Origin of the sequence: Ralstonia mannitolilytica (assembly GCF_905397375.1) — a bacterium.
In the GTDB taxonomy this organism is placed as follows: Bacteria; Pseudomonadota; Gammaproteobacteria; order Burkholderiales; family Burkholderiaceae; genus Ralstonia; species Ralstonia mannitolilytica.
This window is the reverse complement of record NZ_CAJPVG010000006.1, coordinates 95,135-108,533: the sequence shown is the minus strand read 5'-3', so window position 1 is coordinate 108,533 and position 13,399 is coordinate 95,135. Positions and strand designations below refer to the sequence as shown.

General features: G+C 67.1%; 15 protein-coding genes. 11 read left to right on the top strand and 4 right to left on the bottom strand.

Going from position 1 to position 13,399, the window contains the following annotated elements:
• Nucleotides 1-7 precede the first annotated feature (7 nt).
• The 5 genes from lpxK to KHN96_RS13350 all read left to right on the top strand — a co-directional run bounded on the left by lpxK (nucleotide 8) and on the right by KHN96_RS13350 (nucleotide 4,052).
• Nucleotides 8-1,057, top strand: a complete 1,050-nt coding sequence (gene lpxK / locus KHN96_RS13370; RefSeq protein ID WP_062737897.1) for a tetraacyldisaccharide 4'-kinase — start codon at nucleotides 8-10, stop codon at nucleotides 1,055-1,057.
• A gap of 69 nt (nucleotides 1,058-1,126) precedes the next feature.
• Nucleotides 1,127-1,315 carry a Trm112 family protein gene (locus KHN96_RS13365; protein ID WP_004631803.1) on the top strand — a complete coding sequence of 63 codons (189 nt, stop codon included), beginning with the start codon at nucleotides 1,127-1,129 and terminating at the stop codon, nucleotides 1,313-1,315.
• A 16-nt stretch (nucleotides 1,316-1,331) separates the two neighbouring features.
• A complete protein-coding gene (gene kdsB / locus KHN96_RS13360) occupies nucleotides 1,332-2,138 on the top strand; it encodes a 3-deoxy-manno-octulosonate cytidylyltransferase (RefSeq protein WP_062737898.1) in 807 nt (268 codons plus the stop codon).
• 325 nt (nucleotides 2,139-2,463) lie between these two features.
• Nucleotides 2,464-3,132 (top strand): adenylate kinase, encoded by a 669-nt coding sequence (adk, locus tag KHN96_RS13355; RefSeq protein WP_045787571.1) that lies wholly within the window; start codon nucleotides 2,464-2,466, stop codon nucleotides 3,130-3,132.
• A 161-nt stretch (nucleotides 3,133-3,293) separates the two neighbouring features.
• A complete protein-coding gene (locus KHN96_RS13350) occupies nucleotides 3,294-4,052 on the top strand; it encodes a 3-hydroxyacyl-CoA dehydrogenase (RefSeq protein ID WP_062737899.1) in 759 nt (252 codons plus the stop codon).
• Nucleotides 4,053-4,066: 14 nt separating this feature from the next.
• Here the strand turns inward: KHN96_RS13350 and KHN96_RS13345 are convergent, their stop codons facing one another.
• Nucleotides 4,067-4,960, bottom strand: a complete 894-nt coding sequence (locus tag KHN96_RS13345; RefSeq protein ID WP_045787573.1) for a LysR family transcriptional regulator — start codon at nucleotides 4,958-4,960, stop codon at nucleotides 4,067-4,069.
• A 120-nt stretch (nucleotides 4,961-5,080) separates the two neighbouring features.
• Here KHN96_RS13345 and KHN96_RS13340 point away from each other — a divergent pair, with 120 nt between their 5' ends.
• A complete protein-coding gene (locus KHN96_RS13340) occupies nucleotides 5,081-6,100 on the top strand; it encodes a bile acid:sodium symporter family protein (RefSeq protein ID WP_045787574.1) in 1,020 nt (339 codons plus the stop codon).
• 13 nt (nucleotides 6,101-6,113) lie between these two features.
• Here KHN96_RS13340 and KHN96_RS13335 read toward each other — a convergent pair whose 3' ends face one another.
• The 3 genes from KHN96_RS13335 to tsaE are packed head-to-tail and all read right to left on the bottom strand — an operon-like array spanning nucleotide 6,114 to nucleotide 8,755.
• Entirely contained in the window at nucleotides 6,114-6,659 is a 546-nt protein-coding gene (locus tag KHN96_RS13335) for a GNAT family N-acetyltransferase (RefSeq protein ID WP_062737900.1), read from the bottom strand.
• Between the two features lie 3 nt (nucleotides 6,660-6,662).
• Nucleotides 6,663-8,183: an N-acetylmuramoyl-L-alanine amidase gene (locus tag KHN96_RS13330; RefSeq protein ID WP_062737901.1), complete on the bottom strand. Its 1,521-nt coding sequence runs from the start codon at nucleotides 8,181-8,183 to the stop codon at nucleotides 6,663-6,665.
• Entirely contained in the window at nucleotides 8,177-8,755 is a 579-nt protein-coding gene (gene tsaE / locus KHN96_RS13325; protein ID WP_045787577.1) for a tRNA (adenosine(37)-N6)-threonylcarbamoyltransferase complex ATPase subunit type 1 TsaE, read from the bottom strand. The genes KHN96_RS13330 and tsaE overlap by 7 nt, the downstream gene beginning before the upstream one ends.
• A gap of 16 nt (nucleotides 8,756-8,771) precedes the next feature.
• Here tsaE and queG point away from each other — a divergent pair, with 16 nt between their 5' ends.
• From queG to xerD, 5 genes are all read left to right on the top strand, one after another.
• Nucleotides 8,772-9,929 carry a tRNA epoxyqueuosine(34) reductase QueG gene (queG, locus tag KHN96_RS13320; RefSeq protein ID WP_062737902.1) on the top strand — a complete coding sequence of 386 codons (1,158 nt, stop codon included), beginning with the start codon at nucleotides 8,772-8,774 and terminating at the stop codon, nucleotides 9,927-9,929.
• Between the two features lie 252 nt (nucleotides 9,930-10,181).
• Nucleotides 10,182-10,844: a chalcone isomerase family protein gene (locus KHN96_RS13315; RefSeq protein WP_062737903.1), complete on the top strand. Its 663-nt coding sequence runs from the start codon at nucleotides 10,182-10,184 to the stop codon at nucleotides 10,842-10,844.
• A gap of 105 nt (nucleotides 10,845-10,949) precedes the next feature.
• Complete coding sequence (locus tag KHN96_RS13310; protein WP_045787580.1) at nucleotides 10,950-11,927, top strand: tripartite tricarboxylate transporter substrate binding protein BugE; 978 nt, start codon at nucleotides 10,950-10,952, stop codon at nucleotides 11,925-11,927.
• A 58-nt stretch (nucleotides 11,928-11,985) separates the two neighbouring features.
• Nucleotides 11,986-12,462 (top strand): methylated-DNA--[protein]-cysteine S-methyltransferase, encoded by a 477-nt coding sequence (locus tag KHN96_RS13305; protein WP_045787581.1) that lies wholly within the window; start codon nucleotides 11,986-11,988, stop codon nucleotides 12,460-12,462.
• Nucleotides 12,459-13,394 carry a site-specific tyrosine recombinase XerD gene (xerD, locus tag KHN96_RS13300; protein ID WP_045787582.1) on the top strand — a complete coding sequence of 312 codons (936 nt, stop codon included), beginning with the start codon at nucleotides 12,459-12,461 and terminating at the stop codon, nucleotides 13,392-13,394. The genes KHN96_RS13305 and xerD overlap by 4 nt, the downstream gene beginning before the upstream one ends.
• Nucleotides 13,395-13,399: the final 5 nt, after the last annotated feature.

The window sequence follows — 13,399 nt, the reverse complement described above, 5'->3', positions numbered from 1 at the left end:
GCACTGCATGCCCGTCGCCCAGCACCGCCTCGCCAGCTTCGTCACCCGCCAATGGCAGCAGCGCGGCTGGTTTGCGTGGACGATGTGGCCGCTGTCGTGGCTGTTTGGCGGCGTGAGCGCACTGCGCCGGCTGCTGTATCGCATGGGCTGGCTGCGTTCGGTGCGGCTGCCGATGCCGGTGGTCGTCATCGGCAACGTCACCGTGGGCGGCGCGGGCAAGACGCCCGCCGTGATTGCGCTGGCCTCCGCGCTGGCCGAAGCGGGCCTGCGCCCGGGCATCGTCTCGCGCGGCTACGGCGCGCAGCTCAAGCACCCGCGCCCGGTGCGCGAGCATTCGCGCGCGGAAGACGTGGGCGATGAACCGCTGCTGATCGCGCGCGCCACCGACTTGCCCGTGTGGGTCTTCCCCGACCGCGTGCTGTGCGCGCAGACGCTGCTGGCCTCGCACCCGGGCTGCAACGTGATCGTCTGCGACGACGGCCTGCAGCACTACCGCCTGCGCCGCGACATCGAGATCATCGTGTTCGACTCCCGCATGGGCGGCAACGGCTTCCTGCTGCCGGCCGGCCCGCTGCGCGAACCGATGAGCCGACGCCGCGACGCGACGCTCATCAACGACCCGAACTACCGCACCACACCCGACCGGCCCGGCATCTTCGGCATGCGGCTGGAGCTGCAGGACGCCTACAACCTCGTCGACGCGGCACTGCGCCGCCCGCTCGGTGAGTTTGCCCGCTTCGAAGGAGGGCAGCTGCTGGCCGCCGCCGGCATCGGCAACCCCGAGCGCTTCTTCGCCTCGCTGCGCGCCGCCGGCCTCAAGCCGAGCACCCTGCCGCTGCCCGACCACTACGATTTCGCCGACAACCCGTTCGCCGGCAGCCATGCCGAGGTGATCCTGATCACCGAAAAGGATGCCGTAAAATGCGGCCATCTCGACGACCCGCGCATCTGGGTGGTGCCGACCACGCCGGTGGTCGACCCGGCACTGGTCGAACAGGTCTGCCAGCGCGTACGCGCCCTGGCCGATCGCGCCACCGCCAAAGCCGGCGCACAATAACGCCACCCCATCCGCTGTACCGGCGCGCTCCCCCACCCTGGGGGCAGCCGCCACGGAGCCTCTACCGCCATGGACAATCGCCTGCTGGAAATCCTCGTCTGCCCGTTGTGCAAGGGCACGCTGCAACACGACCGCGCCAACAACGAACTGATCTGCCACGTCGACAAGCTCGCGTATCCGATCCGCGATGGCATCCCGGTCATGCTGGCCGACGAGGCGCGCCAGACCGTCGAAGGCACGCCGGTCGACCCGGCCTGATACGAAGGTTCCGCCCATGTCGCACGCGCCGTTCATCGCTGTCATTCCCGCGCGGCTGGCGTCCACGCGGCTGCCCAACAAACCGCTGGCCGACATCGACGGCAAACCGATGGTCGTGCGCGTGGCCGAACGTGCGCACCAGTCGTCCGCCGCACGCGTGGTGGTAGCGACCGACGCCGTCTCGGTGGCCGACGCCTGCATGCAGCACCACGTCGAAGCGGTGCTCACCCGTGCCGACCACGCCTCGGGCACCGACCGCCTCGCTGAAGTCGCCACCGTGCTCGCGCTGCCCGACGACGCCATCGTCGTCAACGTGCAAGGCGACGAACCGCTGATCGCCCCGACGCTGATCGACAACGTGGCCGCCCACCTGCGCGACCACCCGGACTGCGCCATCGCGACCGCCGCGCACCCGATCCACGACTCCGCCGACGTGTTCAACCCCAACGTCGTCAAGGTCGTGCTTGACGCGGCGGACCGCGCATTGCTGTTCTCGCGTGCGCCGCTGCCCTGGGCGCGCGACACTTGGACGCCCGCCGTGATGGCGCGTTCGGTGGCGGAGCGCCCGCTGCCGTCGATGCCCGTGCTGCGCCACATCGGCATCTACGCGTATCGTGCCGGCTTCCTGCGGCGCTTTCCGCAATTGGCCGCCGCGCCCATCGAGCAGACGGAGCAGCTCGAGCAATTGCGCGCGATGTGGCACGGCGAGCGCATCGCCGTGCTCACCACCGACGACGCTCCGGCGGCCGGCGTCGACACGCCCGACGATCTCGCGCGCGTGCGTGCAGCGTGGAGCGCCCTGTTGTCGCAGGACGGCCCCTGAGCACGCGTCTTGTCGCAAGTTTGCGGCCCCGGGCGCCAAAACCCCGGCGCCGCCATGGCATAATCGCGAGGACGACAAGCCGCATGCGCAGGCCCACGCAAGGCCGCGCGGCGGCAACAGGGAGACAAGTCGAGTCATCGGTGCCGCCGTCCGGCGGATGCCACTACCCCCGTGTCCCGGTAAGGCTGGCGTCAACTTCGCCCGCTAGGCTGCCTGTTTGCGTCGCCAAGGCGTTTTGGGAATCGGCCCGCCGGACCGATCCCCAACGCGCTTCACCGCTGCTCGATAGCGCGACAAGATTCGAAAACTTGAGGAACTCGTCACCATGCGGTTGATTCTGTTGGGCGCGCCCGGCGCCGGCAAAGGTACGCAAGCCAAATTCATCTGCGAGAAATTCGGCATTCCGCAGATCTCCACCGGCGACATGCTGCGCGCCGCCGTCAAGGCCGGCACCCCGCTGGGTATCGAGGCCAAGAAGGTGATGGATGCGGGCGGCCTGGTGTCGGACGACATCATCATCGGCCTGGTGAAAGACCGCCTGCAGCAGCCCGACTGCAAGAACGGCTACCTGTTCGACGGCTTCCCGCGCACCATCCCGCAGGCCGAAGCCATGAAGGAAGCCGGTGTGCCGATCGACTACGTGCTGGAAATCGACGTGCCGTTCGCAGACATCATCGAGCGCATGAGCGGCCGCCGCGTGCACGTGGCCTCGGGCCGCACGTACCACGTCAAGTACAACCCGCCCAAGACCGAAGGGGTGGACGACGAAACCGGCGAGCCGCTGATCCAGCGCGACGACGACAAGGAAGAGACGGTGCGCAAGCGCCTGGACGTGTATGAAAACCAGACGCGTCCGCTGGTGGATTACTACTCGCAGTGGGCTGCAAACGGCAACGGCGCCGCCAAGGTCGCACCGCCGAAGTACCGCAAGATCAGCGGCGTGGGCAGTGTCGACGAGATCACGGCCCGCGTGTTCGGTGCCCTGCGGGACTGAGCAGCACCGGCCATCCGCCAAAAGAGAAAGCAGAAAGCGCCTCGACTATGAGGCGCTTTTTTTTGCCCGATCGCAGGCCGCTTCGCGCTACCATATGGCGCTGTGATTTACGTGAACGTAAACGTCAAGTAACTCACCGACCACAATCAAGGAGACACGACATGGAGATTCGCGACCAGGTATTCATCGTCACCGGGGGCGCGTCGGGGCTGGGTGCCGGCACGGCGCGCGCGCTGGCCGAGTCTGGCGGCAAGGTGGTGATTGCCGACCTGAACGAGGCCGCCGGCAACACCCTGGCGCAGGAAATCGGCGGGCGCTTCGTGCGCTGCGATGTCGCGTCGGAAGCGGATGGCCAGGCCGTGGTGGAGGCCGCCACGTCGCTGGGCACGCTGCGCGGCCTGGTGAACTGCGCGGGCATCGCCACGGCCTCGCGCACAGTGGGCAAGACGGGGCCGCATCCTCTGGACCAGTTCACACGCGTCATCAACATCAACCTGATCGGCACGTTCAACATGATCCGGCTCGCTGCGACGGCCATGGCGGGCAATGCGCCCAACGCCGGCGGCGAGCGCGGCGTGATCATCAACACGGCCTCGGTGGCGGCGTTCGATGGACAGATCGGGCAGGCGGCCTATGCGGCGTCCAAGGGCGGCGTGGTGGCGATGACGCTCGCGATTGCGCGCGACCTGTCGCGTGACGGCATCCGCGTGATGACGATTGCGCCGGGCATCTTCGAGACGCCGATGCTGCTGGGCATGCCGCAGGACGTGCAGGACGCGCTGGGCAAGATGGTGCCGTTCCCGCCGCGCCTGGGCAAACCCGCCGAATATGCGCAGCTTGCCCGCGCGATCATCGAGAACCCGATGCTCAACGGCGAGACCATCCGCCTGGATGGCGCCATCCGCATGCAGCCGAAGTAAGCGCCGCGCGGCGATCAGGCGGTCGGCAGCGCCATGCGGCGGATCATCTGCCACGCTGCCTCGGCCGCCGGCGAGAGCGACCGGTCCTGCCGCCGCGCCAGCACAATGGCGCGCGTTTCCTTGGGCGTGAGCGGCACCGCCACCAGCGCCGACGACGACGGCAGCGGCAACGACAGTGACGGCACCACGCCCGCGCCGATGCCCGCTTCCACCATGCCGAACACCGCACTGCTGTGGCCCATCTCCTGCGCCACGTCAGGCTGCACGCCGTGGCGCAGGAAGATGCGATCGATCAGCGGGCGGCTGCCCGACGCGTGGTCGAGCAGCACGACGGCGGTGCGGTGCAGGTCCTTCCAGCGCACGCTGCTGCGCTCGGCAAACGGGTGATCCTTGCGGCAGACGAGGCAGAACGGGTCGGTGAGCAGCGGCTCGGTCCACAGGCCCTCGGTATCGAGCGGCTCCACCACCACGCCAAAGTCCGCGCCGCCGGTGCGGATCAACTGCAACGTGTCGACCTGCACGGAGTCCCGCACGATCATGCGGATGTCGGGGTAGCGGGCCGCGCACTCGGCCACGTACACGGGCATCAGCCGCGTCGACACCGTCGGGCTCGATGCCACGACCACGCGACCACGCCGTTGCTCACTGACCTGGCGCGCCTGATGCAGCGTGTCGTCCAGATCGGCGATGAGGCGGTCAAGCGCCGTCGCCAGCGAACGCCCGACCTCGGTCAGCACCACTTCACGCGTGGTGCGGTCGAGCAGCTTCAGGCCCAACTCCCCTTCCAGCTCCGAGATCGACCGGCTCACCGCGGGCTGCGTCAGGCCGATCGTGTCGCCCGCGCGACTGAAGCTGTGCGCACGCGCCACGGCCAGGAACACGCGCAACTGGCGCAGGGTCACATTCATGCTGGCCCCGTATGAATTGATTCGATCAATGCATTTGTATTCTAGATAGGCCTGTAGTGCAATAACGGTTTCCCTGCAACTTCCCCGGGGCGCCATCACGTCATGGTATGGCGCACGCACATGAAGATTCCGCTGTTATCTCGCATCGACGGGTTCATCCAGGCCATGCTCGTCATGGTGCTGCTGGCGCTGTTCTTCCCCGCGTTGGGCGCCAGCGATGGCCCGCTGCACCTCGACGTCGTCACCATCGTCGGCGTGTCGCTGGTGTTCTTTCTGCACGGCGCGGCGCTCTCGCGCGAGAAGATCATCGAAGGCGCGCGCAACTGGCGCCTGCATCTGTTCGTGCAGACCTGCACGTTCATCCTGTTCCCGCTGATCGGCGCGGTCATCCTGTTCGCGTGCAAGCCGTTCATTCCGGCCGAGCTGCTGCTGGGTGTGTTCTACCTGTGCGCGCTGCCGTCCACGGTGTCGTCGTCCGTGGCGATGACGGCGATGGCCAAGGGGAACGTGCCAGCCGCGATCTTCAACGCGACCATCTCGGGCCTGATCGGCATGATCGCCACGCCGCTGCTGATGAGCTTCGTCATCCACGCGTCGGGCGCCGAACTGTCGGTGGGCAAGGCGCTGCTGGGCGTGGCCGAGCAACTGCTGCTGCCATTCGTGCTCGGACAGCTGCTGCGCCCCGTGATCGGCGGGCTGATCACGAAGTACAAGGCGATCATCAACAAGGTCGACCGCGTGGTGATCCTGCTGATCGTGTTCAACTCGTTTGCCGATTCGACGCACGCGGGCGTGTGGTCGAAGTACCCGTGGGAGACCATCGTGGCCGTGGCCATCATGAGTGGCGCACTGCTGTTCGTGGTGCTGGCGGCGACGACATGGCTGTCGCGGCGTGCCGGTTTCGGGCTCGCTGACGAGATCACCGCCGTGTTCTGCGGCTCCAAGAAAAGCCTGGCCAACGGCATCCCGATGGCGAAAATCCTGTTTGCGGGCAATGCCGCGCTCGGGCTCATCGTGTTGCCGACCATGATCTACCACCAGTTGCAGCTGATCGTGTGCTCCGCGCTGGCGCGCAGGTATGCCGACCGCGTCGCGCACGCCGAAGCCCAGGCGAGCGCCCCGGCCAGCCGGCCGGCCTGACGATCCTTTCCGCTCAGGCCAACGCCGTCAGACCGGCGAGCTGCGATTCCGGCCAGTGGTAGGTGCGCACCCAGGCGTGGCCGCCGTCAGCGGTCTCCAGCCGATCGCGGCTGACCGGCACACCACCCAGGGTTTCGTAGAAGCCGATGGCCGCGGTGTTGGCCTCGTACACCAGCAGATGAAGTTGGCTCACGCACTGGGCCATCGCCCAACGCGCCGCCTCGCCCATCAGGCGCTTGCCGACGCCGTGGCCGCGTGAGGCCGGCAGCAGGTGCAGGTTGTCGACAAGCACACCCCACGGCGTGCCGTCTTCGCGCAGTGCGCACAGAAAGCCGATGACCTGGCCGTCCAGCTCGGCGCACCACACGCGCTGTCCGGCCGTGGGTGCGGCCATGCGCTCGCGCCATTTCGCCTGTATGTCGGTCGCTGCGCGGCCATCGAGATACGCGTCGGACAGAATGCCCAGACCGCGATACGCGCTTTGCCAGCTGCGTGTATGGATGTCGGCGATGATGTCGGCGTCAGCCATAACACCCTCGCGCAGCACGACCGTCGTCATGCGTCAGACACCGGGGTTGCGCGACAGCGGCGGGTTCTTCGCAAAGTACGAGCGAATGCCGCGCAGGATCGCTTCGGCCAGCTGGTTCTGGTGGTTCGGATCGTTGAGCTTGGCCTCTTCCTCGGGGTTCGAGATGAAGGCCGTCTCCACCAGGATCGACGGAATGTCGGGCGCCTTGAGCACCGCAAACCCGGCCTGCTCGACCTGCCCCTTGTGCAGCCGGTTGATACCGCCGATCTGCTGCAGCACCGCGCGGCCGACCTTCATGCTGTCGGCGATCTGCGCGGTGGTCGACAGGTCCAGCAGCACGCGCGTGACTTGCGCGTCTTTCGAGCCGAGGTTGGCACCGCCGATCATGTCGGCCGCGTTCTCCTTGTTGGCGAGCCACTTTGCCTGCGCGCTCGACGCCCCGCGATCGGACAGCACGAACACCGACGCCCCACGCGCTTCCGGTGACAGGAACGCGTCGGCGTGAATCGAGACGAACAGGTCGGCCTGCACGCGGCGGGCCTTCTGCACGCGCACGCCCAGCGGCACGAAATAGTCGGAATCGCGCGTCATCATGGCGCGCATGTTGGGCTGCGCGTCGATCTTGGCCTTGAGCAGCCGGGCTATCGACAGCACCACGTCTTTCTCGTGCGTGCCGGCGCCGCCGGTGGCGCCGGGGTCTTCACCGCCGTGGCCGGGGTCGATGGCCACGGTCAGCAGCCGGCGCATGCGCGGCCCGTTCGATGGGCTGTGCGATACCGGCGGCTCGGGCACGACGTCCAGCGGCGGCGTATTCGGCGCATTGGCAAGCGTCGATGGCGGATTCGCCGACGCGGCAGGCGGCGTCTTGCGCGGCGGCGTGCGGTTGGCCAGCGCCGGGCGGGAGTCTTCGAGCGGCGGCTTGGTCGGGCCACTGCTGCTGTCGCGGCGAGCCAGCGCGGCGATCGGATCGTCGTCGTCCGACGGTTCGGGCATTGGGCTGCCGCCCGATGCGGCAAAGCGCTCCTGCTTGGCTTCGGTGGCCTGCACCAGCTGCATCAGCGGGTCGGGCGGATTGGTCGGATACAGATCGAAGACGAGCCGGTTGCGGTATCCGGCAATCGGCAGCAGCGTGAAGACCTGCGGGTTGACGCTTTCCTTCAGGTCAAACACGAGGCGCACTACGCTCGGGCGGTTCTGGCCCACCCGCACCTGGCGGATATATGGATCGTTCGGCGTGATCTTCGCCACCAGTTCTCGCAGCGTCGGGCTCAGATCGAGCCCGTCGATGTCCACCATCAGCCGGTCCGGATCCTTGATGAGCTGGTGCGTGGCCTTGAGCGCGACGTCAGACTCGATGGTCACGCGCGTGTAGTCTTCGGCCGGCCACACGCGCACTGCGACGATGTTCGCGCCGCGCGCGATCTGCGTGCCGGCCAGGCTCAGGATGATGGTGCCGGCGCCGGCCTTGGCCATGCGCGCGAGCCATTGGCGGCGGGCCTGGCTGGGCAGGTGGGGATCATCCGGTTGATCGGTCGGCAGATGCTTGATCAGCATGGAAGCAACATGGAAAGCGACTGGAGGAGTTGAAGACCGGTCTGCGTGCGCGCGGTGAGGCGCGCCAGACGCGGTGCATGCTCAACGCCGTCGTCATAGGTTTCGTGCACAACATCGACCGACAACATGACATGCAGGTCCGGTGTGCCGAGCAGCGCCTGCGCCTTCTCCGGCCACTCGACCAGGCACAGCGCGGGTTCGGCAAAGCAATCGCGAAAGCCTGCGTCGGTCCATTCTTCCGGATCGGCAAAGCGGTACAGGTCGAAGTGATAGACCTTCTGCGTGCCGGAGGTTCCGGCCACCTCGTACGGCTCGACCAGCGTATAGGTGGGGCTGCGCACGCGCCCGGTATGCCCGAGGCCGCGCAGGATGGCGCGCGACAGCGTGGTCTTGCCCGCTCCCAGATCGCCCGAGAGCTGCACCTGCACGGGCCGGGGGCCCAGCGCCAGCACGGCCTGCGCGAGCGCCGCGCCAAACGCCGAGGTGGCCGCCTCGTCAGCGAGCGAAAGCGCCCGCTCGGCAGGCAGGGCGGTCGATCCGGAGGGCGAGTCGGCGGGAAGCTCGGTGGGCATTGCGTACAATTTAGGCATGTCCGCCACCCCCACGTCTTCACTCCAAACCAACCTGGATGCGCGCCTGCCGGCCAACGAAGCCGACATGCACGCGCTGGTGGCGCAGATCCGTTCCTGGGGCGCCGAACTCGGTTTCGATGCGATCCGCATTGCGAGCATCGACCTGTCGCACGCTGAAGAAGGGCTCCAGACGTGGCTTGCGCAGGGGTTTCACGGTGACATGGATTATATGGCGAACCATGGCATGCTCCGCGCACGCCCCGCCGAACTTGTTGCCGGAACGGTACGTGCCATCGTCGCGCGGATGCCGTATCTGCCACATCCGACGCGCGAGCGCACGCCGGCCGAGGACTGGCGCACCATCGAATGGGACCGCCTGCGCCGCCCGCAGGACGCCACCATTTCGCTGTACGCACGCGGCCGCGACTATCACAAGGTCTTGCGCCAGCGTCTGCAAAGGCTTGCGGAAAAGATCGCCGCCGCCGTCGGGCCGTACGGCTTTCGCGTGTTCACCGATTCGGCACCGGTGCTGGAGGTGGCGCTTGCCAGCAACGGCGGCCTGGGCTGGCGCGGCAAACATACGCTGCTGCTCGACCGCGATGCGGGCTCGATGTTCTTCCTCGGCGAGATCCTGATCGACCTGCCGCTGCCCGAAGACCCGCCCGTGGAGCCGCACTGCGGCAACTGCACGCGCTGCATCGACGTGTGTCCCACGCAGGCAATTGTCGCGCCGTACGTGGTGGACGCGCGCCGCTGCATCTCGTACCTGACGATCGAGCACAAGGGCAGCATTCCCGTCGAGCTGCGTGCGGCGATGGGCAACCACGTCTATGGCTGCGACGACTGCCAGCTCATCTGCCCATGGAACAAGTTTGCCGTGCCGGCCAATGTGCCCGATTTTGACGTGCGCAACGGCCTGGACGCCGCCACGCTGGCCGGGCTGTTCGCCTGGACGGAAGCGGAGTTCAACCAGCGGCTGGAAGGCAGTCCGATCCGCCGCATCGGGCACGAGCGCTGGCTGCGCAATATCGCCGTGGCGATCGGCAATGCGTTGCGCGAGCGGCTGTCCGACGACACGCGCGCGCAGCTCTCCGCTGCCCTGCATGCACGCGCCGACGACCCATCGGCACTGGTGCGCGAACACGTCGCCTGGGCGCTCGCGCAGACGACGTGAGCCCTCGCTCGGCTGGCAAGATCGGCCACTTCAGGCCCGCATGTCCTTAATCGATTTGCAAATGGCGCGTTTTAAAAACGTCAGAAACACGCTGCGCCGTGCATATACCAGGCAAGGAATGTCGCCATAACACGGCAGCCAGCCGGGCCTTATACCGCCTCGCAGCAAACGCTTGCGCATCAGGGCAGATACCGATTGTTTGGAAATAAAACGTCGGGAAAATGACGGCTCAATCCCAGGCCGCCCATTCCGATGTTCTCCGCTCCTGTCGACCTCCGTCGCGCACTGCGCATGACCGTGCGTGTCCGCTCGTCCGTCCGCCTGCATGTCGTGCGACGTGCGTGGCGCAACGGCGTGTCGGCGGTCGTGCTCTGCGTCGCGGGTGCCGTGCCGGCATGGGCTACCGTGAACGTGGAAGGCGTGCCGTTCGACGAGGCCGCGCGCGTGGCGGGGCGCGAACTGCTGCTCAACGGCACGGGCCTGCGCTCGGTGTTCGTGATCAAGGGCTACGTGGCCGGGCTGTACCTGCCCGAGCGCGCGAAGAACGCCGCGGTGATCCTCGGCATGAAAGGGCCGAAGCGGCTGCAGATTCACCCGCTGCGCGATGTGGGCGCCGAGACGTTCATCCGCGCGCTGAACGACGGCATCCACCGCAACCAGACCGAGATCCAGATGCAGCGGCTGGCCGATCGCCTGACCCAGCTCGAAGACACCATGCGCCAGATCGGCGCCACCAAGCGCGGCGACACCATCAACTTTGACTACATGCCCGACGCCGGCACCACCATCACGGTCAACGGCGTGGCCCGCAGCAGGCCGATCCCGGGCGAAGACCTGTACCAGGCCGTGCTGCGCATCTTCATCGGCGACAACCCCGTCGACCGCGACCTGAAAAACGGGCTGCTCGGCAGCTGACGATCGGCTTTCCGGGCGCCCCGCACTGTCACCCGATTCTTGGTTGCCGTTGTGTTATTCAGCAGTTTCCAAAGAACAGCACAGAAAACCACAAGGAGGATGACGATGATGAAGGGACGCCTGACTGCCGGTCTGATCGCCGCCGTTGGAACGCTGCTGTGCGGTCCGACGATGGCCGACAACTATCCGGCCAAGCCGCTGAAGCTGATCATTCCGTTCCCGCCCGGCGGCACGACCGACATCGTGGGGCGCGGCGTAGCCGACCAGCTCGCCAAGGTGCTCGGCCAGCCGGTGGTGGTCGAGAACAAGGGCGGCGGCGGCGGTTCGATCGGCGCCGACGCCATTGCCAAATCGGCGCCCGACGGCTACACCATCGGCATCGCCACCGTCTCGACGCATGCCGTGAACCCGGCATGCAACCCGAAGCTCTCGTACGACCCGCTCAAGGATTTCAAGCCGATCACGAACCTGGCGACCGTCGCCAACGTGATTGCCGTCAACCCGACGTTTCCGGCCAAGAACTACAAGGAGTTCGTGGCCGTGCTCACCGCCAACCCGGGCAAGTATTCGTTCGCGACATCGGGCACCTGCGGCATCGGCCACATGCTCGGTGAAGAATTCAAGGTGCTGACCAAGACACAGATGGTGCACGTGCCGTATCGCGGCGCCGGTCCGGCACTGAACGATGTGCTGGCCAACCAGGTGCCGATCATGGTCGACAACCTGCCCTCGTCGATGCAGTTCATCAAGGGCGGCAAGCTGCGCCCGATCGTGGTGGCGTGGAACAAGCGCATCGAGAGCCTGCCCGATGTGCCCACCTTTGCCGAAGTCGGCCTGAAGGATGCGAACGACCCGGCGTGGTACGGCCTCGTCGCGCCGGCCGGCACGCCGGACGACATCATCCGCAAGCTCAACGAGGCATCGGTCAAGGCGCTGAAGGATCCGGGCCTGGTCGACCGCTTCCGCGGCGCCGGGGCGGAGCCCGTCGGCAACAGCCCGCAGCAATATTCGGCCGAGATCAAGCGCGAGTTCGACAAGATGCGTGCGCTGGTCAAGCAGCAGAACATCAAGCTGGACCAGTAATCCGGCCGCGGGGCCTGTGCTAGATTCGCAGGATCGTTGTCTTGCACCGGCCCCCGTCATGCCCTCCCCCTTCGATGCCGTTCTCGCCGCGCCCTTCGGCAAGCTGGGCGTGCGCGTGGCCGGCGGCGCGTTGCGTGAACTCGTCTACCTGCCGGAGCGCACGCCGACCCTCGATTCCGGCGACGCGCTGATCCGCAAGCTGGCGCGCCAGCTCGACGCGTATTACGGCGACCCCGGCGCCACGTTCGACATCCCGCTTGTGCCCGCCGGCACCGGCTTCCAGCACCGCGTCTGGAACGCCATCCGCGCCATCCCGTGCGGCAGCGTCATCACCTACGGGACCATCGCCCGGCAGATCGGCAGCGTGCCGCGTGCAGTGGGCCAGGCGTGCGGCGACAACGGGTTCCCGATCGTCATCCCGTGCCACCGCGTGGTCAGCGCGTCGGGCATCGGCGGCTTCTCGCACCACACGGATGGCTACCTGCTCGACATCAAGCACTGGCTGCTGCGCCACGAAGGCGTGATGCTGATATGAGAAACGCTGCATTGAAGGACGCCGGCGCCCCGGCGTTACCCCCGCAAAGCGCCGATGCCATCCAGCGTTTCTGCGATGCGCTCTGGCTCGAAGACGGCCTCGCCCGCAACACGCTCGATGCATACCGGCGCGACCTGACGCTGTACGCGCAGTGGCTCGCCGAGCGCAGCAAATCCATCGCCGAGACCGAAGACGGTGACCTGGCCGACTACTTTGCCGCACGCCATGCCGAGAGCCGCGCATCGTCCGCCAACCGGCGCCGCACGGTGTTCAAGCGTTTCTTTCAATGGGCGTTGCGCGAGCATGTGGTGAGCACCGATCCGTCGCGCTTGCTGCCCACCGCCAAGCAGCCGCCGCGCTTCCCGAAGACGCTGTCCGAAGCTCAGGTCGAGGCCCTCATCAACGCGCCGGATGTCGATACGCCGCTCGGCCTGCGCGACCGCGCGATGATCGAACTGATGTATGCCAGCGGGCTGCGCGTGTCGGAAATCGTCGCGCTGAAAACGGTGGAAGTCGGCCTGAATGAAGGCGTGGTGCGCGTGGTTGGCGGCAAGGGGGGCAAGGACCGCCTCGTACCGTTCGGCGCGGAAGCGGGCGACTGGCTGCGGCGTTATCTGCGCGATGGCCGCACGGCGCTGCTCGGCGAGCGCACCGCTGACGCGCTGTTCGTCACCGCGCGCGGCGAAGGCATGACGCGCCAGGCGTTCTGGTATCTCATCAAGCGCTATGCGCTGCTGGCCGACATTCACGCGCCGCTGTCGCCGCACACATTGCGGCACGCGTTTGCCACGCACCTGCTCAATCACGGCGCAGACTTGCGCGTGGTGCAGATGCTGCTAGGCCACGCAGACATTTCCACCACGCAGATCTACACCCACGTCGCGCGGGAGCGTCTGCGCACACTGCATGCGCAGCACCATCCGCGCGGATAGCGATC